The organism is Paenibacillus sp. HWE-109, from assembly GCF_022163125.1.
Lineage (GTDB): Bacteria > Bacillota > Bacilli > Paenibacillales > NBRC-103111 > Paenibacillus_E.
Window position 1 is genome coordinate 3777763 of sequence record NZ_CP091881.1, and the last position, 22929, is coordinate 3800691.

General features: G+C 48.6%; 21 protein-coding genes. 2 read left to right on the top strand and 19 right to left on the bottom strand.

Annotated elements, in window-relative coordinates; all coding sequences use genetic code 11:
* Positions 1-743: 743 nt before the first annotated feature.
* Positions 744-2114, bottom strand: a complete 1371-nt coding sequence (locus tag LOZ80_RS16055; protein WP_238172321.1) for a class I SAM-dependent rRNA methyltransferase — start codon at positions 2112-2114, stop codon at positions 744-746.
* A gap of 122 nt (positions 2115-2236) precedes the next feature.
* Between LOZ80_RS16055 and LOZ80_RS16060 the strand changes: the two genes are divergently transcribed.
* Positions 2237-3205, top strand: a complete 969-nt coding sequence (locus tag LOZ80_RS16060) for a Na/Pi cotransporter family protein (RefSeq protein WP_238172322.1) — start codon at positions 2237-2239, stop codon at positions 3203-3205.
* On the opposite strand, the gene deoC is transcribed toward LOZ80_RS16060, so the two are convergent.
* From deoC to prmA, 5 genes are all read right to left on the bottom strand, one after another.
* Positions 3168-3851, bottom strand: coding sequence for a deoxyribose-phosphate aldolase (gene deoC / locus LOZ80_RS16065; RefSeq protein ID WP_238172323.1), 684 nt, complete (start codon positions 3849-3851; stop codon positions 3168-3170). The two genes, LOZ80_RS16060 and deoC, sit on opposite strands and share 38 nt — an antisense overlap.
* Before the next feature lie 123 nt (positions 3852-3974).
* Positions 3975-5315, bottom strand: a complete 1341-nt coding sequence (gene mtaB / locus LOZ80_RS16070) for a tRNA (N(6)-L-threonylcarbamoyladenosine(37)-C(2))-methylthiotransferase MtaB (protein ID WP_238172324.1) — start codon at positions 5313-5315, stop codon at positions 3975-3977.
* A gap of 5 nt (positions 5316-5320) precedes the next feature.
* Entirely contained in the window at positions 5321-6088 is a 768-nt protein-coding gene (locus tag LOZ80_RS16075; protein ID WP_238172325.1) for a 16S rRNA (uracil(1498)-N(3))-methyltransferase, read from the bottom strand.
* 104 nt (positions 6089-6192) lie between these two features.
* Positions 6193-6864 carry a site-2 protease family protein gene (locus LOZ80_RS16080; protein WP_238172326.1) on the bottom strand — a complete coding sequence of 224 codons (672 nt, stop codon included), beginning with the start codon at positions 6862-6864 and terminating at the stop codon, positions 6193-6195.
* 10 nt (positions 6865-6874) lie between these two features.
* Positions 6875-7849 (bottom strand): 50S ribosomal protein L11 methyltransferase, encoded by a 975-nt coding sequence (prmA, locus tag LOZ80_RS16085; protein ID WP_238172327.1) that lies wholly within the window; start codon positions 7847-7849, stop codon positions 6875-6877.
* Positions 7850-8087: 238 nt separating this feature from the next.
* On the opposite strand from prmA, the gene LOZ80_RS16090 reads away from it, so the two are divergent.
* Positions 8088-8894 carry a glycerophosphodiester phosphodiesterase gene (locus LOZ80_RS16090; protein ID WP_238172328.1) on the top strand — a complete coding sequence of 269 codons (807 nt, stop codon included), beginning with the start codon at positions 8088-8090 and terminating at the stop codon, positions 8892-8894.
* 94 nt (positions 8895-8988) lie between these two features.
* On the opposite strand, the gene LOZ80_RS16095 is transcribed toward LOZ80_RS16090, so the two are convergent.
* From LOZ80_RS16095 to hemW, 13 genes are all read right to left on the bottom strand, one after another.
* A complete protein-coding gene (locus tag LOZ80_RS16095) occupies positions 8989-9264 on the bottom strand; it encodes a hypothetical protein (RefSeq protein ID WP_189006449.1) in 276 nt (91 codons plus the stop codon).
* Position 9265: 1 nt separating this feature from the next.
* Positions 9266-9418: a YfhD family protein gene (locus LOZ80_RS16100; protein WP_189006450.1), complete on the bottom strand. Its 153-nt coding sequence runs from the start codon at positions 9416-9418 to the stop codon at positions 9266-9268.
* An 88-nt stretch (positions 9419-9506) separates the two neighbouring features.
* Positions 9507-10307 (bottom strand): hypothetical protein, encoded by an 801-nt coding sequence (locus LOZ80_RS16105; RefSeq protein WP_238172329.1) that lies wholly within the window; start codon positions 10305-10307, stop codon positions 9507-9509.
* A gap of 10 nt (positions 10308-10317) precedes the next feature.
* A complete protein-coding gene (locus LOZ80_RS16110; RefSeq protein ID WP_238172330.1) occupies positions 10318-11541 on the bottom strand; it encodes an ABC transporter permease in 1224 nt (407 codons plus the stop codon).
* Positions 11538-12215, bottom strand: a complete 678-nt coding sequence (locus LOZ80_RS16115) for an ABC transporter ATP-binding protein (RefSeq protein WP_238172331.1) — start codon at positions 12213-12215, stop codon at positions 11538-11540. Before LOZ80_RS16115 ends, LOZ80_RS16110 begins: the two co-directional genes overlap by 4 nt.
* Before the next feature lie 85 nt (positions 12216-12300).
* A complete protein-coding gene (locus LOZ80_RS16120; RefSeq protein ID WP_238172332.1) occupies positions 12301-14037 on the bottom strand; it encodes an alkaline phosphatase in 1737 nt (578 codons plus the stop codon).
* Between the two features lie 589 nt (positions 14038-14626).
* Positions 14627-15742 (bottom strand): molecular chaperone DnaJ, encoded by a 1116-nt coding sequence (gene dnaJ, locus LOZ80_RS16125; RefSeq protein ID WP_238172333.1) that lies wholly within the window; start codon positions 15740-15742, stop codon positions 14627-14629.
* Positions 15743-15851: 109 nt separating this feature from the next.
* Entirely contained in the window at positions 15852-17690 is a 1839-nt protein-coding gene (dnaK, locus tag LOZ80_RS16130; RefSeq protein WP_238172334.1) for a molecular chaperone DnaK, read from the bottom strand.
* Positions 17691-17758: 68 nt separating this feature from the next.
* Complete coding sequence (gene grpE, locus LOZ80_RS16135; protein WP_238172335.1) at positions 17759-18343, bottom strand: nucleotide exchange factor GrpE; 585 nt, start codon at positions 18341-18343, stop codon at positions 17759-17761.
* A 60-nt stretch (positions 18344-18403) separates the two neighbouring features.
* On the bottom strand, positions 18404-19948 hold the full coding sequence (locus LOZ80_RS16140) for a TCP-1/cpn60 chaperonin family protein (RefSeq protein WP_238172336.1): 1545 nt from the start codon (positions 19946-19948) through the stop codon (positions 18404-18406).
* Positions 19945-20973, bottom strand: a complete 1029-nt coding sequence (gene hrcA, locus LOZ80_RS16145; RefSeq protein WP_238172337.1) for a heat-inducible transcriptional repressor HrcA — start codon at positions 20971-20973, stop codon at positions 19945-19947. Before hrcA ends, LOZ80_RS16140 begins: the two co-directional genes overlap by 4 nt.
* 109 nt (positions 20974-21082) lie before the next feature.
* On the bottom strand, positions 21083-21562 hold the full coding sequence (locus LOZ80_RS16150) for an N-acetyltransferase (RefSeq protein ID WP_443147068.1): 480 nt from the start codon (positions 21560-21562) through the stop codon (positions 21083-21085).
* Between the two features lie 153 nt (positions 21563-21715).
* Positions 21716-22867, bottom strand: a complete 1152-nt coding sequence (gene hemW / locus LOZ80_RS16155) for a radical SAM family heme chaperone HemW (protein ID WP_238172338.1) — start codon at positions 22865-22867, stop codon at positions 21716-21718.
* Positions 22868-22929 lie beyond the last annotated feature (62 nt).

Sequence of the window (22929 nt, forward strand, 5' to 3'; positions counted from 1 at the left end):
CGCCTCCCTAATAAAAAGTGTACCTTATTTCCCGTGGTATTCTCCAATCTAATTAGGGGGCTTAATAGGATAGAAGCCTTTGAGGGCTCTTATTTCGCTGAGCAGCCGGCTTTTCGGGTGTTTCACAGCAAATAAGAGCCCCTGGAGGCTCTTATTCTGATCAAACTGCCGCTTTTGGTGCGGATAGAAGCCTTTGAGGGCTCTTATTTCGCTGAGCAGCCGGCGGGCTTTTCGGGTGCAACACGGCAAATAAGAGCCCCTGGAGGCTCTTATTCTGATCAAACTCCCGTTTTTGGCGCGGATAGAAGCCTTCAAAGACTCTTATTTCACTCTTCCGGCTTCGAAATCGGCCGATTTGCGTGAGATACTCGAGCGTCGTTCCTCTTAGCTGGACGTGCTGCCGCACCGTCCAATCTAATCAGCTACTTTTCCGTACACCTACTCTATGCGCTCTCCCAACCCTCTATCCAGCTCCACCAACAGAGCAAATTCGACTACAGATCCGCCCCTAAGGGATCGTCGTTCCTCTATTTCGGTTGCAGCCATGCAAAACAAAGCTTCCGCGGCATCGTCGTTCCTCTAAGCTGGACGTGCTGCCGCACCGTCCAATCTAATCAGCTACTTTTCCGTACACCTACTCTATGCGCTCTCCCAACCCTCTATCCAGCTCCACCAATAGCACAAATTCGGCTACAGATCCGCTCCATAGGGATCGTCGTTCCACTTTCAGCAGGATCGGGAGATTATTTGCTCCGCACCTCAAAGATTGCGAATTTCAAATAATGTCCCTCATCCACACCGAGAATACGGGGATGATCCATACCGGCTTCGCGGAATTCGATGAGGCGCAAAAGTTTGCCTGCATCTGTTGCAGCCGCATGAATCGTCTCCAGAAACAATTCTGGATGCATGTGGTACGAGCAGCTGGCGGTGACCAGATAGCCGCCTTCATTCACTAGCTTCATCCCGTGCAAGTTAATATCTTTGTAGCCGCGGCACGCGCCTTCGACGGCGCTTTTCGTTTTGGCGAAAGCCGGTGGATCCAAGATGACGACATCCCAAGTGCGGCCACCTGCGGCCACCGGTTTTGATGTGTCCACTTTGGCTGCGCCACTGCCCGCGTTCGCACGAACTTTGCGCTCATCTAGACCTTTAACCTGTGTGCGCAAATATTCAAAGGCATCGGCGACCACGAACTCCACGCGGTCTTCAAAGCCATTCAGAGCCACATTCGTTCGCGCGCTTTCGATGGCATGCTCAGAGATATCCAAGCACGTCACTTTTTTCGCGCCGAATTTACAGGCATTGAGCGTGAAGCTTCCCGTATGGGAGAAGCATTCCAAGACGGACGCGCCATCCCAATGCTGGAATGTAACGACTTTGCCATTGGCGTTAACCGGAAGTGTCTGTTTAGTGCCATTTTCCTCGATGTCTTGCAGGGCGATCCCACTGCGATGGCCCCATCCTGTCATCAAAGGAGCTATTGCTGCCCGATTCTCTCTTTGATCAAAGAAATAGCCGGTTTTCTGACCTTCTTCGATATCGACACGAATACGCAGGCCGTTCTCCCAAATATCCACATGCTTGGAGCACTCGCCATAAAGTAAACCCTTGATCTGTTTCAGCCCTTCAAGCTCACGGATCGGCACGTCGCTGCGCTCATAGATGCCTTTAGGATTCATGACTTGAATTAAAGCATTAACGATCTGCTCTCTGCAGCGATCCATCCCCATCGTCAGAATCTGAACAACCAGGGTATCCTCGAATTTATCAACGATCAGTCCCGGCAAAAAGTCCGCTTCCCCATACACCAATCGATACGACTGCGCGCCTTTCACGAACCGGGAGCGATGCTGATAGCAGCGAGTGAATCTCTCCACGAAAAACTCAGTTGTCATCGCTTCAAGTGGTTTATAAGAGACGATTCGAACTGTAATTTGCGATGCCTCGTTAAAATAACCAGTTGCCAAATATTGCCCTTGATGCGTTTGAACCGGGACAAGTTGCCCAGGCTCAATTTCTCCGTCCACGCGTTCGATTTCACTTTTGTACACCCAGGGATGACCTTGCTCCAAACGGGGTTTGCGTTTTTTAAATAGAAATACTGCTGCCATGGTGATCTTAGCCGTCCTTTGCGTGAACCCGTTCACTCTCGCTAGCTTGCTTGTCATGCTTGTCTGTACGGTCACATATATTGGTTGAAAAAAGTAGTTCGCCCACGAAGGAGACCTCTACGATGTTAAATACGATTATCGTGCCTGTGTTAACAGGCTTAGCTTTGTTTCTTTTTGGAATGAAGCTGATGGAAAGCGCGCTTCAATCCTGGGCAGGCCCACGCCTCCAGCTGTGGCTGGAGCGATTTACCCGTACGCCGGTGCGCGGCCTCGCCACGGGCACCGTGCTCACGGCGGCGCTGCAGAGCAGCACCGCCATTACCGTAATAGCCATCGGCCTCGTCGGCGCTGGCGTCCTGACCTTCCCGAGAACGCTCGGCGTCATTCTCGGCACGAACATCGGCACGTGCCTCACCACCGAGCTGATCGGACTCAGCCTCGGAGGCATCGGCGTGCCGATCCTGCTCGCAAGTGCTGGCGTCTGGCTCGCCAGCTGGCTTGCCGGACCCTTGCGCCCTTCTGCGACGCAAGGACCTTTGCGCAGCATCCGCTACGGATCGCTGGCGGTCTCTGGCTTTGCTCTCGTGCTGCTCGGCATCGAGATCATGCAAACCATCGGGCCTGCGCTGCAGTCCCGCGGGCTCTTCGCCTGGTTCGTGCAGGAAGCGCAAACCAGTCTGCTGTGGGGCATCATCGCCGGCGCTGCGGTCACCGCGCTAGTCCACAGCAGCGCTGCGGTCATTGCGATGGCTATGGGCCTCGCCGCGGTGCAAGGCATCCCCGTCGAACTTGGCGTTGCCATTACCATCGGTGCCAATGTAGGCACCTGTGTAACGGCGCTGATCGCCGGGATGAGCAGTTCACGCGCCGGACGATACGTCGCCTGGTCGCATATCCTCCTGAATGTCGGAGGCGCAGTGCTCTTCTACCCGTTCATCCACCAACTGGTCAGCCTTTCAGCCCTGCTCGCCAATGATCCGTCCGAACAAATCGCCAGATCTCAAACGATCTTCAATGTCGCTTGCTCTTTGCTAGCCCTGCCGCTCTGTTATCTTAATATGTGGAAGCGCCTTGAGTTCCGTTCACAATAGCTACACCGGAGCTGGTTCCTAATCTTGTTGCACCGGCTTCGATCATCGCGATAGCAGTTTGCAAATCTCTGACGCCACCGGATGCTTTGACACCAATCGTATCGGATACGTTGTTACGCATCAAGCGAACGTCTTCCACTGTCGCTCCGCCTGGACCAAAGCCCGTCGACGTTTTCACGAAATGAGCGCCTGCTTCTTCGGAAAGACGGCAAGCCGCCCTTTTTTGCTCGTCATTCAAGAATCCGGTTTCCATAATAACTTTCACGATCGCTTTGCCTTTAACGGCTTCAACCACTTGCTGAATATCGGATCGAACAGCCTCGAAGTCGCCTTCAAGAAGCAATCCGATCGGCAATACCGTATCGATTTCAGCAGCACCTTGCTCCACAGCCTTGGCCGCTTCGTAAGCTTTCACTTCACTTAAGCTTGCGCCAAGCGGAAATCCAACGACAGCAGCAACTTTCACTCCTGTGCCTTCGAGCGCTTTGGCCGCTGTCGCAACGAACTGTGAATTTACACAAACGCTAAAAAATTGATGCTGCGCAGCTTCCTCGCACAATGTATGAATGGCAGCTGTACTTGCATCCGGTTTTAACAACGTATGATCAATATATTTTGCAATTTCCTTTGCGCTTAATGTAGCCATGGAAAAGCACCTCTTTACGTATATTGGTTTGATTAGGGTCATCCTTCAAGTAGAAAACCTCTATCGTAGTCATTCGGGAATGAGCGACCACGCTTAGAGGTAGGTTTTATCGCTGAAAATATTTTATAAATTAACAACTGCAGCTGTTTCCATCACGCGAACCAACTGCCCCTTGCTTTCATTAACGCCGGCTTCTGTAACTTTCACTCTGCATACTTGACCGATCATGTCTTCAGAACCTTCGAATACTAGCTGAACATAGTTATCCGAATATCCGCTGAATAAACCACTGTCAGGAGCACCTTTGTAAGCACGTTCTGGGATAACTTCCAGCACGTCACCCACGAACTTCTGCGCATAAGCCAACTGCATCTTCTCTGAAAGATCAATCAACTCATGAACGCGAGCATTCTTGATCTCTTCATCAACTTGATCTTCCATACGAGCAGCAGGTGTGCCTGTCCGCTTGGAATAAGGGAATACATGCATCTCAGAGAATTTCATACGTTCCATGAAAGCTAAGCCCTCGCGGAACATTTCCTCTGTCTCGCCAGGGAACCCGACAATGACGTCTGTTGTAATCGCAACATCCGGCATAATTTCGTGCAGACGCTCAATTTTCCCGGCAAATTCAGCCGTTGTATACTTTCTGCGCATACGAGCCAGAACTTGATCGTCCCCTGCTTGCAGCGGGATATGGAGATGACGGCACATTTTGTCCGACGACTTCAAAACTTCAATGACTTCATCTGTAATTTGGCTGGCTTCGATGGACGAAATTCGAATTCGTTTCAATCCTTCGACTTTATCCAGATCCCAAAGCAGCTTCGCCAAGCTGTAATCCTCAATATCTTCGCCATAACCGCCTGTATGGATACCCGTCAGGACGATCTCCTGATATCCTGCCGCCACTAACTGTCTAGCTTGCGCTATGACGCTTTGAGGCTCACGGCTGCGCATCAGACCCCGCGACCATGGAATAATGCAGAAGGTGCAGAAATTGTTGCAGCCTTCTTGAATTTTCAGAAACGCCCTCGTCCGATCTGCGAAATCAGGTACATCCAATTCCTCAAACTGACGTGTTTTCATGATATTGCGAACCGCATTAATCGGCTGACGATCCTGCTCGAATTGCTTGATCAAAGGAAGAATTTTCTCGCGATCCTGTGTCCCAATGACCATATCTACGCCCGGAATCGCCATAATTTCCGCAGGTGACGTCTGTGCATAACAGCCAGTTACCGCAACAATCGCTTCCGGATTCCGGCGAATTGCCCGACGAATCATCTGTCTGCTCTTCTTGTCACCTGTATTTGTAACGGTACATGTGTTAACGACATACACATCCGCGGTCTGTTCGAAGTCAACCTGCTCATAACCCTCATTTTTGAATAACTGCCAAATGGCCTCTGTATCATAGAAATTTACTTTGCATCCTAGTGTATGAAACGCTACCGTTGCCATAACGCTTATCCTCCCATCTCTCCGGTTTCATAGAAAAGACACGTAAGCCCTACCATTGCAGCAGTCTCCGTGCGTAAAATACGTGATCCCAGCGACACCGATTGAAATCCCGCCTCTTCAGCTTGCACGATTTCCTGTTCGGTAAATCCGCCTTCCGGCCCTACTGCGATCACGACTTGTTGTCCTGCTCCCAATTTGCCTTGGGCTAGCGCCTGTTGAATGGCCGGCCTTAGTTGCTGTCCATCTTCTTTCTCGTAACAAATCCAAGCCACATCGGCTTCCTTCGCCCGCTGCAGCAGCTGCTTCCATGAATGCACCGACTCGACTTGCGGAACGCGATTCCGATGCGCTTGTTCGGCAGCTTCCTTGGCAATTTTTTGCCAACGTTCCGAACGCTTGGCTTCTTTCTTGGCATCATACTGTACAATCGTTCGATCTGATAAAAAAGGAAGAAACCGGGCTGCCCCGATCTCGGTCCCTTTTTGAATAATCACTTCCATTTTGTCGCCTTTCGGCAAGCTCTGCGCAATCCACACCTGAACGGCCGCTTCCGCGTCCATCGTCAGCTCTTCCACGATTTCTGCGGTGACACGTCCTTTGTCCAGCTCCGCAATACGCACAAGCACCTCACGGTCCACACCATTGCTGCATATGACTTTGTCGCCGATTTCTGCGCGCATGACTCTCGCCAAATGATGGGCGTCGTCGCCCTCGATGGTGACGGTCTGTGTTGTCAGATGAAACTGCTCAGGCGGGAGAAAATATCGCTGCATAGTTAAAGCCTCTCTATCTACGTTCATGTCTGTGATTAATGGAAAGTTCCACTCACCATCATACCTTTTTTGGTCATGAAAATCTACCTTGGTTTATTGTGAGCTTACATACCTAGAATCCAATTAATGGGCATTGATAATAAACGAATAATATCTGAACCTAAGCTTAAATAGGGATCCAGCGTCACTTGTCGCAGAGGTCTTACAAACACAACCAGAAGAAAAATAACGGATGCCCACTGTTCGAACTTTTGCAAGGATTCACTATATCTCAGATCGACTAAATCTTGAATAATCCGATAGCCGTCTAATGGCGGAATTGGAATCAAGTTAAACAGAAACAAGGTGATATTAATGCTTAACATCAGTTGCAAAAAAAGAATAATCGCTTTCAAACTGCCACTGGATATGCCTTCCAGCCAACCATATTTTTGTAGCAAAACTGCAACAAATATCGTGATAAATGCCAAAATCAAGTTGCTTATCGGTCCTGCTGCCGTTACGATAATCCCCATCAAACGAGGATTTTTGAAATTCCCGCGATTGACAGGAACAGGCTTCGCCCAACCAAATCCAGCAATTAACAGCATGATCGTTCCGAACAAATCCAAGTGAACCATCGGATTCAAGGAAACTCTTCCAAACTGGTATGCAGTGGAATCTCCTAACTTGTAAGCACTGTAAGCATGCGCAAACTCATGAACCGTAAAGGAAATCACGAGAACAAGAATGACAAACGGCAGTGTACTCCAATCATAAAATAATAATCCGCCCATAGCGTGGCACCTACAGCTTTCTAGCTACGATCACAACCCAATTCGAATCATAGTTTTTCTCTACAATTGTGAATTTAGCTGCAGTCAGCGCTTTTTCTACATCTGCTTCCTTATTGGTAATAATTCCTGACGTGATGTAATACCCGCCTTGTTCCAGCACTTCATACACATCATCCACGAAAAGCACGATCACTTCCGCCAGAATATTAGCCACAACCAGTTGCACTGGAATGGCAACACCAAGCTGAGCCGCATCTTCGGTTTCACTTTCTTTCAATACGCCTAGCAAATCACTCAATTTTACCGTAATTTTGTCTTCCAGTTCGTTCTGTTTGGTATTATCCAGCGCGCTTGTAACAGCGACAGGATCCAAATCCACAGCCAGCACGTGTTTCGCGCCTAACTTCGCAGCTGCGATGGACAGTATGCCTGATCCGGTTCCAACATCAATGACATCGTCCCCAGGCTTCATAACTTGCTCTAATGTTTTTAGACACAGTGACGTTGTCGCATGAGTCCCCGTACCGAACGCCATCCCAGGATCAAGTTCCAAAATCAACTCACCAGGCGAAGCTGTGTAATCCTCCCATGTCGGCTTGATCGTCAAACGATCGGTTACCCGAATGGGTTTGAAGTATTGTTTCCACGCGTGCGCCCAATCTTCATCATCTACTTCTCGCAGTTCAAAAGTCGGATTGCCCGTATCAATATCGAACTCGGTCAACTGTGCTACGGACGCCTTCAGATCAGCCATAATCGGTTCCATATCTATACCATGGTAGAAATAACCTTTAATCACGGCTCTTCCTTCCGGAATATCGTTAAACGGCGTCTCGTACAATTGGCCAAAAGAGGTGTCTCTCTCTTTATTTAACGTACCTGATTCCTCAATCGATACGCCCCCGGCACCCAATTCATGAACAAAATTCGTAATCATTTCTATTGCTTCTTCTGTCGTATGTACAGTTACTTCTTGCCAAAGCATTCCTCGTGCTCCTCCTGTCGGTTATCACCTTTGCCTAAAAAAAGCCCTAGAGGGCTATTTTCACAATGTTTATTGTACTACACTTCGCTTCATGGGTAAAATAGCCGCCCTTTTGAAAGCGCTATAAACTATTTTTGAAAACCTAACACCTTCTTAATAACTTCGTGATAATTTAAAAAAGTAGTCATTCCTAGCTGTTATGAGCAAGTCCTACATCAATCCAGAATGGAGTTTTACTATGATCCGAACGCTCCTTGTCTTCCTTGTCATTCTTTCCTTCGAACTCGTCGCTCCCTTCACAACGACAACCTTGCACGCTGACAATTACAGCCAGGTCACGGCACATCGAGGCAGTTCGGCTCACATGCCTGAAAATACATTAAGCGCGTTTCGACAAGCCATCCTTGACAAGGCTGGGTATGCGGAGCTCGATGTCCAAGAAACAGCCGACGGCGCCGTTATGGTCATGCATGATGACAACGCCCTGCGCACCACTGGCCTTAATAAAAATATGTGGGAAGCTGCATCCGATGAACTTAAAACTGCAAATGCCGGATCATGGTACAACGCCAAATTTAAGGACGAACGCGTCCCTACTTTAGATGAAGTGATCGAGATCGCACAAGACTATATCAAACTGAATATTGAAATGAAAAATAATGGTCACGGCAAGCAGCTTGCCGAGAAAACCGTCGCCATCATACAGAATCATGGATTTGTGAAACAGTGCACCGTCACGTCCTTTGATGTTAATTTGCTCCACACGGTCAAAAAGCTCAACCCGCAGATTAAAACAGGGCTCATCGTAAGTCAAAAATCAGAACCGGACACGCTTTGGACAAACCAAGACTATGATGTCGTTTCCGCTGCCTACCCCATGGTTAATGAAGAGTTCATGAAACAGGCTTCTCAGCATAATAAGGAAGTCTACGTCTGGACGGTGAATGACAAATCCATGATGAGACAAATGTTGACTCTCGGAGTGTCAAGCATCATTACCAACTCACCGGATCAGCTTGTTCAAATTATGAACGAGCATAACTGAGAGAGTTCCAAGTTGCCAAAAAACAAAGGAGCAAAGCACACATACAAGTGGCTTAGCTCCTTTGTTTTTCGTATTCGCTGCTGTAATAAGCTCTTTATATCGTGCCGCCAGCGCTCTCTATGACACGTACTGCTTGTTCATACACGCTGTCATCAATCACTGCCGCAAGGATGATATCAAGTCCAACTGCACCCAAATCCCCTTTGTCGCTCAGCATGCTATCGGCCATCGCCGATTCCAATCCATGGCCGATATCATTAGTAAAACGATCCACTTGCACATCTTCCGCTCTTAACGCTTTCAGCTTGGCTGCCGCACCATGGGCCTGCTCCGGGGAGTGAAAATACGCGAGAATCGCTTTCTCCGCCATCTTAGTTGTCTTCCTGTCTGTGATCTGCCGCTTGGGCGCGTTCAGCCGCTTCGAAATCATCCTGATCAGCCGACTCTGCCGCGAATTCAACATCTTCATTTTTAACTACAGGCAGTTGACTTTGCTGCTCTTGCTGCTCGTTAACGTTGCTCATTGCTTTCCCTCCTAAAAAACCTTCTATAGTAAAATCCAGTTTTTAGTTTGCGATAAACAATGCTTTTTATACCTATTCCAGTCTGCGATTATTCCTTGATCTTCTCAAAGGAGGCATCGTAGAGGCGGAACATCGTTTTATAGCCTGATTCATCCAGCTTAATGCCAACATCCAATTTCCCTGTAATAAGCAGCGGCCCAGAAGTATAGCGAAGCTTCACCGAATCCGGAACGAAAACGATCATGATTTTATTCCAGTAGGTTTCATCCCCATTATCAAAAGGACATTCCGCGCCCGGCTGCGGAATAAGCAGGAACCAGTGCTTATCGAATGACAGCACTTCCCCCATAAACCCTTTGATCTGCACGGTTTTCCCACTTTTATCCCAGAATGCATTGGACGGCTTATCCTGCTTATCGTCATCGAAGAATTGGTCCCAATGAATCAAATTGGATGAGATTGCCGGCTTCTGCTTGTCACTCAGCGGTTTGTCACTTTGCGGCTTCTCATCGTTAAGCTTGGATTCCTGCTTCGGCGCCTCTGTTGCTAGTACAGCTTCCCTAACTGCCTCCTTGGGCGCTTTCGACGAAAGCGGCTCAGGTTGAGGCTTATCCGCTATTTTAGCTGCTGGAGTTGGCGTCGCTACTGTTTCAACTTCCGTCTTCGGTGCTGGAGATGGGGACGGCGACGGTGAAAGCGACGGTGAAGGCGATGCTTCTGAAACAGCCATAGGGCTAGGACTGACAGAAGGCTCGGCTGACACGGTTCCCGTATGGGAGACGCTGCCAAAGGACTGGCCAGCCATCTCCGTTTTCTTTTGACCACAGCCGGTTATGATGACAACGCCCATGAGAAGGCTCAGTCCTGCGATCGATAACTTTTTTCTCATCTGGTTCACCTCAAGATTTAAATAATTGCAAGGGGTCCACGCGATAAGCCTGCAAAGCAGGACCGATGGAAGCCAAAACACCAATCAACAATGTGCCTAAGACCAGCCAGCCCTCGCCAGGCATGTAATGCCAGCTCTGGATTTGCAAGCCTGAATACTCAAACACAGCTTCACGGCTCAAATATCCGCCAGCATGGCCTATGACTAACCCGCCTATAAGACCAATGAAGGTGAGAAGAACACCTTCGCCTATCAATGAAAACCACACATAACTTTTGGATTTGCCAATAAGCCGTAGTAATCCTACATCCTTCTTCCGCTCATTGACGGCGGCAATTAGGGAGAGCAGAATTGAACCAGCTGCCAGGAATATGCAAATAACTGTCACAACACTAAGCGCTTGCGTGCCTTTGTCTACCACATTGACAACATCGGCTACAGCCTTGCTTGTATAAATCGCTTGGACATTGTTCATTTGTCCAAATTTGGTTTTAACCGATTGCGCCCCTAGCAAGGTTTTGGGCTTAACCAGAATAGTTGTAATTTCCTTTGCAGCCGACTGCTGATTCTCATGAACCGCCCAAGCATAATCCAGTGTCGTAAAGATTGCCCGATCATCTGAGGTAAGCAGTGGCGGCAAAATACCGACGATGGTATATGTAAACTGATGATGATGATCAGCTTCCTCCTCTTCCCCCTCATGATGATCTCCATCGTCATCTACTGCACCTTTGACCAAACCATGCGCGCCTTGAAATTTATCACCCACATGAAGCCCCAATTCACTGGCTACGTGAGAACCGACGATCGTATCGCCAAGTTTCTCATACAATTTGCCTTTCGCCATATGTTTATCGGTCCCATACCGAGTTAAGAAATAATCGACTTCCATGCCGACTATCGGAAAACCATTGTAATTATCGCCAGTTGTCATCGCAAAAGCCTTATCGACTGCCGCATCTTTACGAACCTCGTCCAGCAAACTAAAAGGCACATTTCCTGTCGGAGCGCCGATATGATAATAGGTATTCAGTGCAAGCTGCGTGGCGCTGCCTTTGGCGCCAATCGTCACTTCAAAGGGACCATACCCTTTCTCGGCGCCTTTCTCGATACCGTCGCTGCAGAGCAGCAGAAAAACAACCAAGGCGACTGTGACAGCAACCGACATAACCGTAAGGAGGGAGAGCGTTTTGCGATGAAGCACATTACGCCACAATAAAGAAATTAAGTTCATCCCGCTTCTCTCCTTGGCAGTTCATTAATCTCTTGAATATGAACCCGTTTAGGGTACATATCAGCTAAATGCAAATCATGTGTAACCGTCAGCAAAGTGAGCTTCTCCGCTTCACATATCTCCAGCAGCAAAGACATGATGTCTCCTGCTGTTTCCCAATCCAAGCTGCCCGTTGGCTCATCCGCCAAAATCAGCTGCGGCTTAGCTATAATAGCGCGTATGATCGCCGCGCGTTGCTGTTGACCGCGTGACAATTCCGCAGGGCGATGATGCTGGCGATCTTGCAAGCCGACGCGTTCAAACCAGTCATCCACTTGAACTTTAGCCTGCTTTTTCGTCCAATTGTGCGGCACAATAAGTTCCACATTCTGCCTTGCTGTCAGCGACGCAATAAGATGGAAATCTTGAAAAATATAACCGACATGCTCCGCTCTGTAGCGATCTCGCTTGCTTTCCGATAATTGGTGTATTGGCAAACCGTGTACCCAAATTTCACCCTGATCAGGCGTCATTACGCCGCTAAGTAAATGCAGAAGTGTGCTCTTCCCACTTCCACTAGGTCCTGTGAGCGCTATTCGCTCACCCTGTTCAACCTGCCAATCCGAAACGCTCAGAATCGGCAAGCTTTTGCCATGCATCGCAAACGATTTAGTAACACCCTTAATTGCAATCATAATGGTCCTCCAACATCAACTGTCTTAAAAAGGAAAAGAGGACAAGGGCATTATAATCCCCTGTCCATGCTGTTCCTCTGGCTTTTTAGTTTTTAACGATACGCTCGTTAACCGCATCCCAAGTCAAGCTTTTGCCAGTCAATTTCGTGAAAGCATCCAGCGGCAAGTAAAGCTTGCCGTTGTCGACATTGCCAACCAACGCGCTAGCAGCTCCATTGTCGGTAATTGCGCCTGTTTCCACAAGCACCGTTAATTTTTGGCTGTCTTTTGCCAAAACAACGGATTTCGTTGCTTCATCCCATGTTACTTTGATATCCAAAGCCTCAGCCAAGGATTTCGCTGTGAACAATGTTTTATTATCGCGGGTAACTTTGAAAAGAGGGTACAAGTATTTGTCTTGCAGCTCTTTCGTTGCAGCTGCCAAGTCAGCGCCAATTACTTTAGCTCCACTTTTGGCAACATCCGTATTGTCGATATCCCCTTTGACTAGGGAAGCAATCGGACCGTAAGCCCATACGCCTACGTCAACACCAGTATGACCATGTCCTGTCCAACCTACAGCAAGACGTTTGGAAATTACCGCGTTATAACCGCCGGAACGCCCATATGAAGAACCGTCACCTTTCAAAATCAAAGCAATTTCCTCGTCGGACAAATCGGTGAAACCAATGTTGTCAGCGACAATTTTACGAACATCATCAGCCGTTTGCGCTGTTTTTAGGATACCATCCAAATACTCGTAAGAATGTTTCTGTTTGTTGAACAGATCCACGTTCAACTCGTACACATTGTTAATCCCCAGGGACAATCCGCCCGTTTCATGGTCCGCTGTTACGACAACAGACGTATTGCCGTCTTTTTTCGCGAAATCAACGAGTGTTTTGAACGTAGCGTCGAGCTCCAACAATTCTTGGATGTTAGACGGAAGATCGTTCGCATGACCTGCGTGGTCGATCCGGCCTTGCTCTACCAGCAAGACGAAACCATTCTTATTTTGGGATAAAAGTTCAAGCGCTTTTTGGGATAATTGCGGTAAGCTTGGCGTACTTGCATCACGATCAAGCACATAAGGAATTTCGTTCATTGCAAAAAGTCCAAGAGCATTGCCTGCTGTAGCCGGGATAGCATCCAATCCATTTTTATCATAAGCGGTTTTGAATCCTTTGGCCTCAAAATCAGGAATGAGGTTCTTGTCTGTCCGTTTGCCCTTTTCATCCTTGGTTACGAAATTGACTTTACCGCCACCGAACAAGACATTTACACCGCTCGTCAGGTATTGGCTTGCGATCGCGTTCTGGTTGCTGCGTTGACGAACATGTGAAGCCCATACCGCTGGTGTTGCGCCAACAATGCTGTCTGTTGTCACAAGTCCTGTAGCTTTGCCTTGCTTCATAGCCGCTTCAATGACGGAAGCAAATGGTTTAGCTACTTCTCCATTGGATACGCTGATTGCGTTATTATAGGTTTTATTGCCTGTCGAGAAAGCAGTTCCAGCTGCTGCTGAGTCAGTTACAGCTCCTGATTCTGATGTATACGGACCTGCTTGCGAATATGTAGTTGCTTTGCCGACGTAATAGCCGCCATCAAGCTCTAGTCGATCTTTATTTAAAAACTTTTTGGAATAATATCTGGCTGCCGTTACTTCAGCAGGGCCCATGCCGTCGCCGATGAGAACAATTAAATTTTTGGATTGTGCTGCTGGCGTTGTAGGCGTTGTTGCCGTTGTAGTGGTCTCAGCAGCTGATGCTGCGCCTGCAACACTTAGAGCCAGTAATGAAACAGATAAACCGGAACCCACGATTTGTTTTAGACTTTTCTTCAAAATGTATTCCCTCCAAAAATAGTATTTCACCTTAACTAGCATAAGCCTCAGAGATTAAGAGAAAGTCATAGGAACATCTACGCTATGTAAAATATTTCGACGTTTATTTGCGGAATGTTAAAATAAAAAAACAAAAAAAACACTTAGCCTGCGGCTAGGCACCAAGTCAATGAACCTTGAGGCAAGCTCAAGCCCCCTTACGAACTCAATACCCTTTATTCGACCAAAATCGCTCATTCTGAAAATCTAATGAATCCCAGTTGCGCTATTTCAAGCAAACGATCACCTTTCCGCCTAAAATCTGCTCGATAACGCCAATTCAGTTCATTAAATCGCCAAAGCGGCCATTTTCTCGTCTTTAAGCATCCTACAATTCATTAGATGCTTTTTGAGACCGAAAACCACCGCAGCAAAGAAGTCTTGTTTTATCATGGTAGCTGAACACTGAACATGACGCATTCTCCGTCATAGGACTGGTGCCTGCTTGGCTAGGGGGGCTCTATATCAAAAAAAAACACCCCGCTTAGGCACATACAGATGAGAATCTGTACATGCTTATAGCGGAGTGCTCAGAAGGAACCTTATTTAATTAATCGCCTAAGAAGGCTCTTTTCATACGTTCAAAAATCGATTGATTTTGCTCATGGGTATGCTCGCCGCTCTGCTTCCCAAATTGACGAAGCAGATCCTTCTGCTCATCGCTTAGATTCGTAGGCGTCATCACGATCACTTTGACGTGCTGATCCCCTTGGCCGAATCCGCGAAGATGAGGCACGCCTTTCCCTTTCAAGCGGAAATAGGTGTCGGTTTGTGTGCCCGCAGGAATTTTGAGTTTCACTTTCTCTGTCAGCGTAGGGATCTCGATCTCATCACCTAGCGCTGCCTGCATAAACGTTAATGGAACTTCGCAGTACACATCGTTTCCTTCACGTTCGAAGAACTCATGCGATTTCACGCGAATAACAACGTAGAGATCACCTGCCGGGCCTCCGCGCGTACCGCCTTCCCCTTCGCCAGATACACGAAGTTGAGCACCATCATCGACGCCTGCTGGAATCTTGATGTGAATGGTCCGTTGTTTCTTCACCTTACCGGCGCCATGACACGTTCCGCATTTCTCTTTGATGATTTTCCCTTGACCGTTACATGTCGAACAAACACGACGGTTGACGATACGGCCAAAAGCTGTGTTCTGTACGACTTCTTGCTGACCGCTGCCATGACATGTTCCGCAAGTTTCCGGTTTCGTGCCTGGCTTAGCGCCGCTTCCGCTGCACGTATCACAATTTTCTGTGCGAGGAATATGAATATCGGTTTCTTTCCCGAAAATTGCTTCCTTGAACTCAATGGTCATCGTGTATTGCAAGTCGTTCCCACGTTGTGGAGCATTCGGGTTACGACGGTTTCCACCGCCGCCGCCACCGAAGAACATATCAAAAATATCGCCAAAACCGCCGCCGAAATCTTGACCACCCATGCCCTGATTCGGATCTACGTGACCAAAGCGGTCGTATTGGGCTTTCTTCTGATCATCGCTGAGTACATCATAAGCGTCTTTCGCTTCTTTGAATTTATCTTCCGCATCCGCGGCTTTGTTCACGTCAGGGTGATATTGACGCGCCATTTTACGATAAGCCTTCTTGATATCATCTGGCGAAGCATCCTTGCCTAAACCAAGGACCTCATAATAATCACGTTTACTCATTGTTCCACTCCCATGTTCAAGACTACAAACGGAAAGTCAAAGCCACGGAACAGTTCCGGACGGCTTTGACTAGTCAGCTTGTTACACTTCCTATTAAGTTAGGATATGTTTATTTCTTTTGATCGTCAACTACTTCGTAGTCAGCGTCAACAACATTTTCTCTGCCTTTAGGAGCATCGTTTCCGCCAGCATCACCATCAGGACCTTGCGCTGCAGACGCTTGCTCATACAGCTTCACGGAAAGTTGTTGAATGACTTCTGTCAACTCTTCTGTCGCTTTTTTGATCGTTTCGAGTTCGTTGCCAGCCAGTGCTGCTGTCACTTTCTCTTTGGCTGCATTCGCTTTGTCGATCTCGCCTTGGTCTACTTTATCGCCAAGATCTTTGATCGTTTTGTCAACAGAGTACACGAGTTGGTCAGCTTCGTTGCGAGCTTCTACAAGCTCTTTGCGAACGCGGTCTTCCTCGGCATGCGCTTCTGCGTCTTTCACCATTTGCTCGACTTCTGCATCGCTCAAACCGCTAGAAGAAGTGATCGTGATTTTTTGGCTTTTGCCAGTTCCTTTATCCAAAGCGGATACGTTAACGATACCGTTGGCATCGATATCGAAGCTAACTTCGATTTGCGGTACGCCGCGTGGAGCCGGAGGAATATCACCAAGCATGAAACGGCCCAGTGTTTTGTTGCCGCTAGCCATGGAGCGCTCACCTTGAAGCACGTGAATCTCAACGCTTGTTTGGTTATCTGCATAAGTGGAGTACACTTGTGATTTGGTTGTAGGAATAGTTGTGTTGCGGTCGATCATTTTCGTGAATACGCCGCCTGCAGTTTCGATACCAAGGGAAAGTGGCGTTACGTCAAGAAGAACAACGTCTTTCACTTCACCTGTTAATACACCCGCTTGAACAGCTGCACCAAGGGCAACAACTTCATCCGGGTTAACGCCTTTGTGCGGCTCTTTGCCGATCAATTTTTTGATCGCTTCAACAACAGCCGGAATACGTGTGGATCCACCAACAAGAACAACTTTGTCGATTTGGCTTGTGGACAAGCCGGAATCCGTCAACGCTTGGCGAGTTGGTCCAAGAGTTCTTTCTACAAGTCCAGCGGAAATCTCTTCGAATTTCGCGCGAGTCAGATTAAGCTCCAAATGCTGAGGAACGCCGTCAGCTACAGTAATGAACGGCAGGGAAACCGTCGTTGTCAGAACACCGGAAAGTTCTTTTTTCGCTTTTTCCGCAGCATCTTTCAAACGTTGTACAGCTGCCTTATCTTTGCTAAGGTCAATGCCTTGTTCTTTTTTGAATTCAGCTACGAGGTAATCGATGATGACTTGGTCAAAATCGTCTCCTCCTAGTTTGTTGTCTCCGCTTGTCGCTTTAACTTCGAAGAAGCCATCGCCAAGTTCAAGGATGGATACGTCGAATGTACCGCCACCAAGGTCATAAACAAGAATTGTTTGGTCTTCTGTTTTCTCCAAACCGTAAGCAAGCGCTGCTGCTGTCGGCTCATTGACAATACGAAGAACTTCCAGACCGGCAATTTTACCAGCATCTTTGGTTGCTTGACGTTGGCTGTCATTGAAATAAGCTGGAACCGTGATAACGGCTTGCGTAACTGTTTGGCCAAGGTAAGCTTCAGCATCAGCTTTCAGCTTTTGCAGGATGATCGCAGAAATCTCTTGTGGCGTGTAATCTTTGCCATCAATGTTTTCTTTGTGGTTCGTACCAATGTGACGCTTGATGGAGCTAATTGTTTTATCTGGATTTGTGATCGCTTGACGTTTGGCTGTTTCACCGACAACGCGCTCGCCATCTTTTTTGAAACCAACGACAGAAGGGGTTGTACGATTACCTTCCGGGTTCGGAATTACGACGGCTTCGCCGCCTTCCATTACGGCAACGCAAGAATTTGTTGTACCTAAGTCAATACCAATTACTTTACTCATGTTAAAGCTGCCTCCTTTTGCTCCTGGGGAACATATTGGTTTATTGGAATTTTAGATTAATAAGATCCTTACACACTTACCTTAACCATTGCTGGGCGGATGACTTTATCTTTGAGAATATATCCCTTTTGCAATTCCTCAACAACGATACCTTCTTCGTGTTCGTCGGATTCAACTTGCATAACCGCTTGATGATATTCCGGGTTGAACGGGTGACCAACGGATTCAATCGGTTTAAGCCCTTCTGCTGTAAGCAGTTGATCGATACCGCGGTAAGTCATATCCAAACCTTTCACCAGCGCATCGAAATCCTTCGTCTCTTTGCTTGAAGACAGCGCGCGATCGAAGTTATCCACAATCGGTAAAAGCTGTTCAATCAATTTAAGCGAAGCGTATTTCGCGAAATCTTCCTTCTCCGCTCTTGCGCGGCGGCGGAAGTTGTCGAAGTCCGCTTGAACGCGCAATAAACGCTGATAGTTTTCTTCTGCTTGCATACGCGCTGTTTCCAATTCGCTAACTTCTTTGGCTTCTTCCGAAACCTCGCCTTGCGAATCTTGACTTGCCGCTTCTTGCTGATCTGCGGCTTGCTCGCCTTCAGCTGCGTATGTAGTGTTCACATCTTGCTCTTCTGTTTTGTTATTTCCTGTACTCAATTGTCCTTCACCTCCTAAACATAATACAATATATTCGCTCTAACGTCAGTTTGCCCAGCTTTAGGCCTCTTCAAAAGGCTGTTTCATCTTGATTACTGTATGAATACGCAGGACAGCAGCAGCAACTTCCCCAGCTGCTTGCAATGCGTGAATCTTAACGTCAGCGGGATCTACAATACCGACTTGGACGAAATCTGTCACTTGCCCGGTATCGCAGTCAATGCCGAGACTGTCCGTTTCCAGCGCTAGCTGAGCCGCCTTCAGCTCCTCGACCTTCTCCAGCGGATTGTAGCCTGCGTTCACAACAATCTGAGCCAATGGCTTGCGCAGAGCTCCCGCGACAGCGGCAACACCGAAGCCTTCCATGCCCTTCATCGTCTCGCGGGCGCGGTCCAGATCATGGGCGACGGCCATCTCGGCAGCGCCGCCCCCGGGCAAGTACCCGCCGCGCACGGCAGCTTGCACGGCCGAGGCTGCGTCCTTCGCGATGCGCGAACGTTCATGCGCCGCTTCGCGTGTCGCGGCGCCGACGATCACGGTCACGTGCTGATCGCCTCGGCCCCCCGCGACGCGCACGCGCTCGAGGCGCTCGTCGTACGCGGCGTAGCCGGCGTGCCCGAGCGCGGCGCCAAGCTCCGGCGCGCTCTTGCGCAGCGCGGTGCGCCGCACCGGCCTAGCGCCGGTGTGCTCGCTCAGCAGCTGCAAGTCCCGGCGGGACAGCCGCTGCAGCACGAGAATGCCATGGTCGGAGCAGAACTGCTCCGCCTCCGGGTCAACACCGCGGTCGCTGGCAATCAGTCCGACGCCAAGTTCAAGCAGCATGCTGAAGCTGCTGCGGAACTGCTCTCGCAGCTGCATGTAGCGCTGGAAGCCTGCCTCGGTGACCAGCGATTCCTCGCTGACAGCCTCAGGCTCCAGAGCATCATGCAGCACGAGAATGCGCAGATCTCGGCGCGCCTCATCTTCGAGATGCAAGTTCATCGGCTTCTGATTCAGCAGAATGCCGGTCCACACCTCACTGCTCGCCGCTTCGTGGGCGAGCACGCTGTCCGCGAAGCGATAGCCTTCTTCGCGAAGCTTCGGCTCGCCGACCGCTTCGGCAGCTTGAATGATGAGACCGGCGATATCCGCCTGCTCTCTGCCTGCCGTAATTGCAATCCGCTTCAGGGCGCTGTCATCCAGGCCTGCAATGGCGCGGCTGCGCCCTTGCAAACTTGTCACAGCCAACTCGATCCCTTGCAGCATCCCGCTTACAACCTTCGCGACAGGTACGCCTCGTGTGACCTGAGCTACGCCTTCCTGCACCAACGCTCCGGCAAGTACCGTTGCTGTCGTCGTGCCATCGCCAATTTGGCGTTGCTGGCTGCGAGCTACCTGAATCATCAGCCGCGCAGCAGGATGAGTAACATCCATTTTCTCCAAGATGGTCACTCCATCATTGGTAATAATCACTTCGCCCTGGCCGCCTACGAGCATCGTATCGAGTCCTTTGGGGCCTAATGTTCCTTCAACGGCAGAGCAAATTGCTCTTACAGCCGCCGCATTATTCACAAGCGTGGAATAACGCTCTTCACCTTCACTGTGAACCGCCTTGTTCACGCTCATTTGCCATACCAACGTCCGAGTACGACCTCGAGATGCTTGGACAAGTGCTCCATTAAATTAATAACCCTGCCATATTCCATTCGTGTTGGCCCTAGAATTCCAATCGTCCCGAGCGGCTGCCCGCTGATCGAATAGGAAGCTGTTATTAAGCTGCAATTACTAATTGCTTCAATACTATTTTCAGCACCAATTTTAATCTCAATGCCTTCATTTGATGGTGTAAACAACTTGATCAGAGTCGGTGCTTCTTCGAAGAGGTCAAAAATGCTCTTAACCTTCTCCACATCCTTAAATTCCGGCTGAGTCAACATATTCGTCATCCCGCTCAGGAACACCCGATCCTTCTCATCGCTTTGCAACACACTTTCAACGACCGAAAGCAGTTCTTGATACCCATTCACATACTTGCTTAATTCCTCGGAAATCTCATTGTAAAGTCTGGACTTGAACTGAATCAGCGGCACATTCTTAAGTCTTGCATTTAAAATGTTAACGACCTTTTCAATTTCCGACATTTTAATGCCTTCCGGAATCGTGACCGTCTTATTTTCGACATGTCCCGTATTCATGACAATAATCGCCACTGCCGTCGTGTCCGAAAGCGGGATAATCTGCAGATGCTTCAGCGTCGTACTGAACACCTCGGGACCAAGCACGATGGATGTGTAATTCGTAAGACTGGAGAGCATACCGGCAACATGCTGGATGACACCTTCCATCTCTTGAATCCGTTCCGCAAATGCGCCCTTCATAGAGTCCAAATCATTCTCATGCAAAGCGCCGTGCTGCATCAAGTGATCGACGTAATAGCGATAACCTTTGTGCGAGGGTATACGGCCTGCGGACGTATGGGGCTGCTCCAGGTAACCCATCTCTTCGAGATCGGACATTTCATTACGAATGGTAGCCGGACTGAATCCAACATTCCCCCGCTTTGAAATACTTCGTGAACCGATCGGTTCAGCTGAACGAACATAATCATCAATGATAGCACTTAAAATCATACGCTGGCGTTCTGTCAGCACAAGTACCCCTCCTCTTCACAATCGCTGTTTCTCACTTTCGTTAGCACTCGTATTTAGTGAGTGCTAAATCCTAATACAAAAATAACAGACCCTAAGGTCTGTTGTCAAGTCAATCCAAACGTTTAAGTACGGCGATTTCGTCGCAGCAATACTGTTTTTTGCAATGCATGCAATCTTTCCAAACCTTCTCGGGAAAAATCTCTTTTGGCACTAGGGTAAAGCCGTTTTTTTGGAAGAAGGCGACCTCGTACGTCAGCGCCATCACTTTCTTGATCCCTTGGCTTCTGGCCTCTTCGACCAGAAAATTAACAAGCTTGCCGCCAATTCCTTGACCTTTGTACCCTGGAGTCATGCCCAGCGAGCGAATCTCGACTAGATCAGGTCCAAGCCTTGTCAAGGAACCGCAGCCTATCAAGAGACCGTCGTATTCAGCGACAACGAAGGTATCGATCTGATCCTCCAGCATCTCTCTGGTACGCGGCAGCATGATTCCCTGCTTGGCATAGCCTTGTATAATATCATAAAGCTTCTCAATATCACGGATTGAAGCTTTTCTTACGGATACAGTCGTTGATGAATTCACGGTTATCCCACCAATCGTTACAAAAATGCATAAAACCCACGCTAGCGTCCTCGCGGCTTTACCGCTCTATCGCTTGTGGATTCATGTATAAATATACATCAAACCGTATATTTGCACAAGGTTTTTTTGTCCCGTATACAGGAATCGCTTCGCTGCCAGCTAGGTTAGGAAGGAAGCGAAAACTTCATTGCCAAGTAAGATTCCCTGTTTGGATAGTCGGTAGCCATCCGGCGTTTGCTCCAACAGTTGCTTTTGCAGCCACCCTTTTAAGGTTTCTCCGAATTGCGATTCGATGGTAATCCCAAATTGATCCATGAAATCGCTGTTCCTTACGCCTTCCAGCAGGCGTAGACCAACCATCATGAAATCTTCCATCGCTTCCTGCTGTGTCACCTCAAACTGCTCCATGATCGGCAAGCCTGCCTTCGTAGCGTCAATATAAGGTTGAATCCCCTTCACATTGACATGCCGCTGACGATTCATATAGCCGTGCGCGCCAGCGCCAAGTCCGTAATAGGAACGATTGCGCCAATACATCGAATTGTGTCTGCTCTCACGGCCCGGTTTGGCAAAGTTGCTGATTTCATATTGCTTGTAACCGGCTGCTTCCAATCGTTTCATGATCAGTTCATACATATCTACTTCTTCATCTTCACTTGGAAGTGGCAGCTGATTTTTGTTGAACAAGGTATGAAATAAGGTGTTTTCTTCTACTTTCAAACTGTAGATCGAGTAATGCTGTAGATCCAGCGAGAGCGCCTCATCCAATGTAGCCTGCATAATGTCTACGGTTTGCTTCGGAAGTCCGAACATCAGATCAATCGACAGATTGTCAAACCCCAACTTTTTGGCATTCTGGATACTGCGATGCACATCGTCTGTATTGTGAATGCGTCCGATGGTCGCGAGAATCTCGTTATTAAACGATTGGACACCGAAGCTGACTCGATTGACACCGCCTGCTTTCATAACAGCGAGCTTATCTTCATCCGTCGTTCCCGGATTAGCTTCCATCGAGAATTCAACCTCTGCGGGGTCCGCTGGAAAATAAGTTCGGACGATGCGCAGGAACCGCTCCATTTGATCAGGCAGTAGCACGGTCGGCGTTCCCCCGCCAACGAAAATCGTTTCTACCTTCGCAGGGGGATGCTGGCGCACCGTCAGTTCCATTTCGCGTTCCAGCGCGTCCAGATACTCCATGACAGGCTGGCCTTTGAGGACGTAGGAGTTGAAATCACAATAATGGCATTTGTTTGTGCAAAAGGGGATATGGATATACACAGCTGTCGGGGCTGCATAGGTTACTAACATAAGGGGTATTTCCTTTCTATTGAGAAAAAGCCGAAGGGCAGAGTACTCTGCCACCCCAGCTT

Coding starts and splice junctions, on each gene's coding strand:
- LOZ80_RS16055 (WP_238172321.1), bottom strand. CDS start 2,114: ATGGCAGCAGTATTTCTATTTAAAAAACGCAAACCCCGTTTGGAGCAA.
- LOZ80_RS16060 (WP_238172322.1), top strand. CDS start 2,237: ATGTTAAATACGATTATCGTGCCTGTGTTAACAGGCTTAGCTTTGTTT.
- deoC (WP_238172323.1), bottom strand. CDS start 3,851: ATGGCTACATTAAGCGCAAAGGAAATTGCAAAATATATTGATCATACG.
- mtaB (WP_238172324.1), bottom strand. CDS start 5,315: ATGGCAACGGTAGCGTTTCATACACTAGGATGCAAAGTAAATTTCTAT.
- LOZ80_RS16075 (WP_238172325.1), bottom strand. CDS start 6,088: ATGCAGCGATATTTTCTCCCGCCTGAGCAGTTTCATCTGACAACACAG.
- LOZ80_RS16080 (WP_238172326.1), bottom strand. CDS start 6,864: ATGGGCGGATTATTATTTTATGATTGGAGTACACTGCCGTTTGTCATT.
- prmA (WP_238172327.1), bottom strand. CDS start 7,849: ATGCTTTGGCAAGAAGTAACTGTACATACGACAGAAGAAGCAATAGAA.
- LOZ80_RS16090 (WP_238172328.1), top strand. CDS start 8,088: ATGATCCGAACGCTCCTTGTCTTCCTTGTCATTCTTTCCTTCGAACTC.
- LOZ80_RS16095 (WP_189006449.1), bottom strand. CDS start 9,264: ATGGCGGAGAAAGCGATTCTCGCGTATTTTCACTCCCCGGAGCAGGCC.
- LOZ80_RS16100 (WP_189006450.1), bottom strand. CDS start 9,418: ATGAGCAACGTTAACGAGCAGCAAGAGCAGCAAAGTCAACTGCCTGTA.
- LOZ80_RS16105 (WP_238172329.1), bottom strand. CDS start 10,307: ATGAGAAAAAAGTTATCGATCGCAGGACTGAGCCTTCTCATGGGCGTT.
- LOZ80_RS16110 (WP_238172330.1), bottom strand. CDS start 11,541: ATGAACTTAATTTCTTTATTGTGGCGTAATGTGCTTCATCGCAAAACG.
- LOZ80_RS16115 (WP_238172331.1), bottom strand. CDS start 12,215: ATGATTGCAATTAAGGGTGTTACTAAATCGTTTGCGATGCATGGCAAA.
- dnaJ (WP_238172333.1), bottom strand. CDS start 15,742: ATGAGTAAACGTGATTATTATGAGGTCCTTGGTTTAGGCAAGGATGCT.
- dnaK (WP_238172334.1), bottom strand. CDS start 17,690: ATGAGTAAAGTAATTGGTATTGACTTAGGTACAACAAATTCTTGCGTT.
- LOZ80_RS16140 (WP_238172336.1), bottom strand. CDS start 19,948: ATGAGCGTGAACAAGGCGGTTCACAGTGAAGGTGAAGAGCGTTATTCC.
- hemW (WP_238172338.1), bottom strand. CDS start 22,867: ATGTTAGTAACCTATGCAGCCCCGACAGCTGTGTATATCCATATCCCC.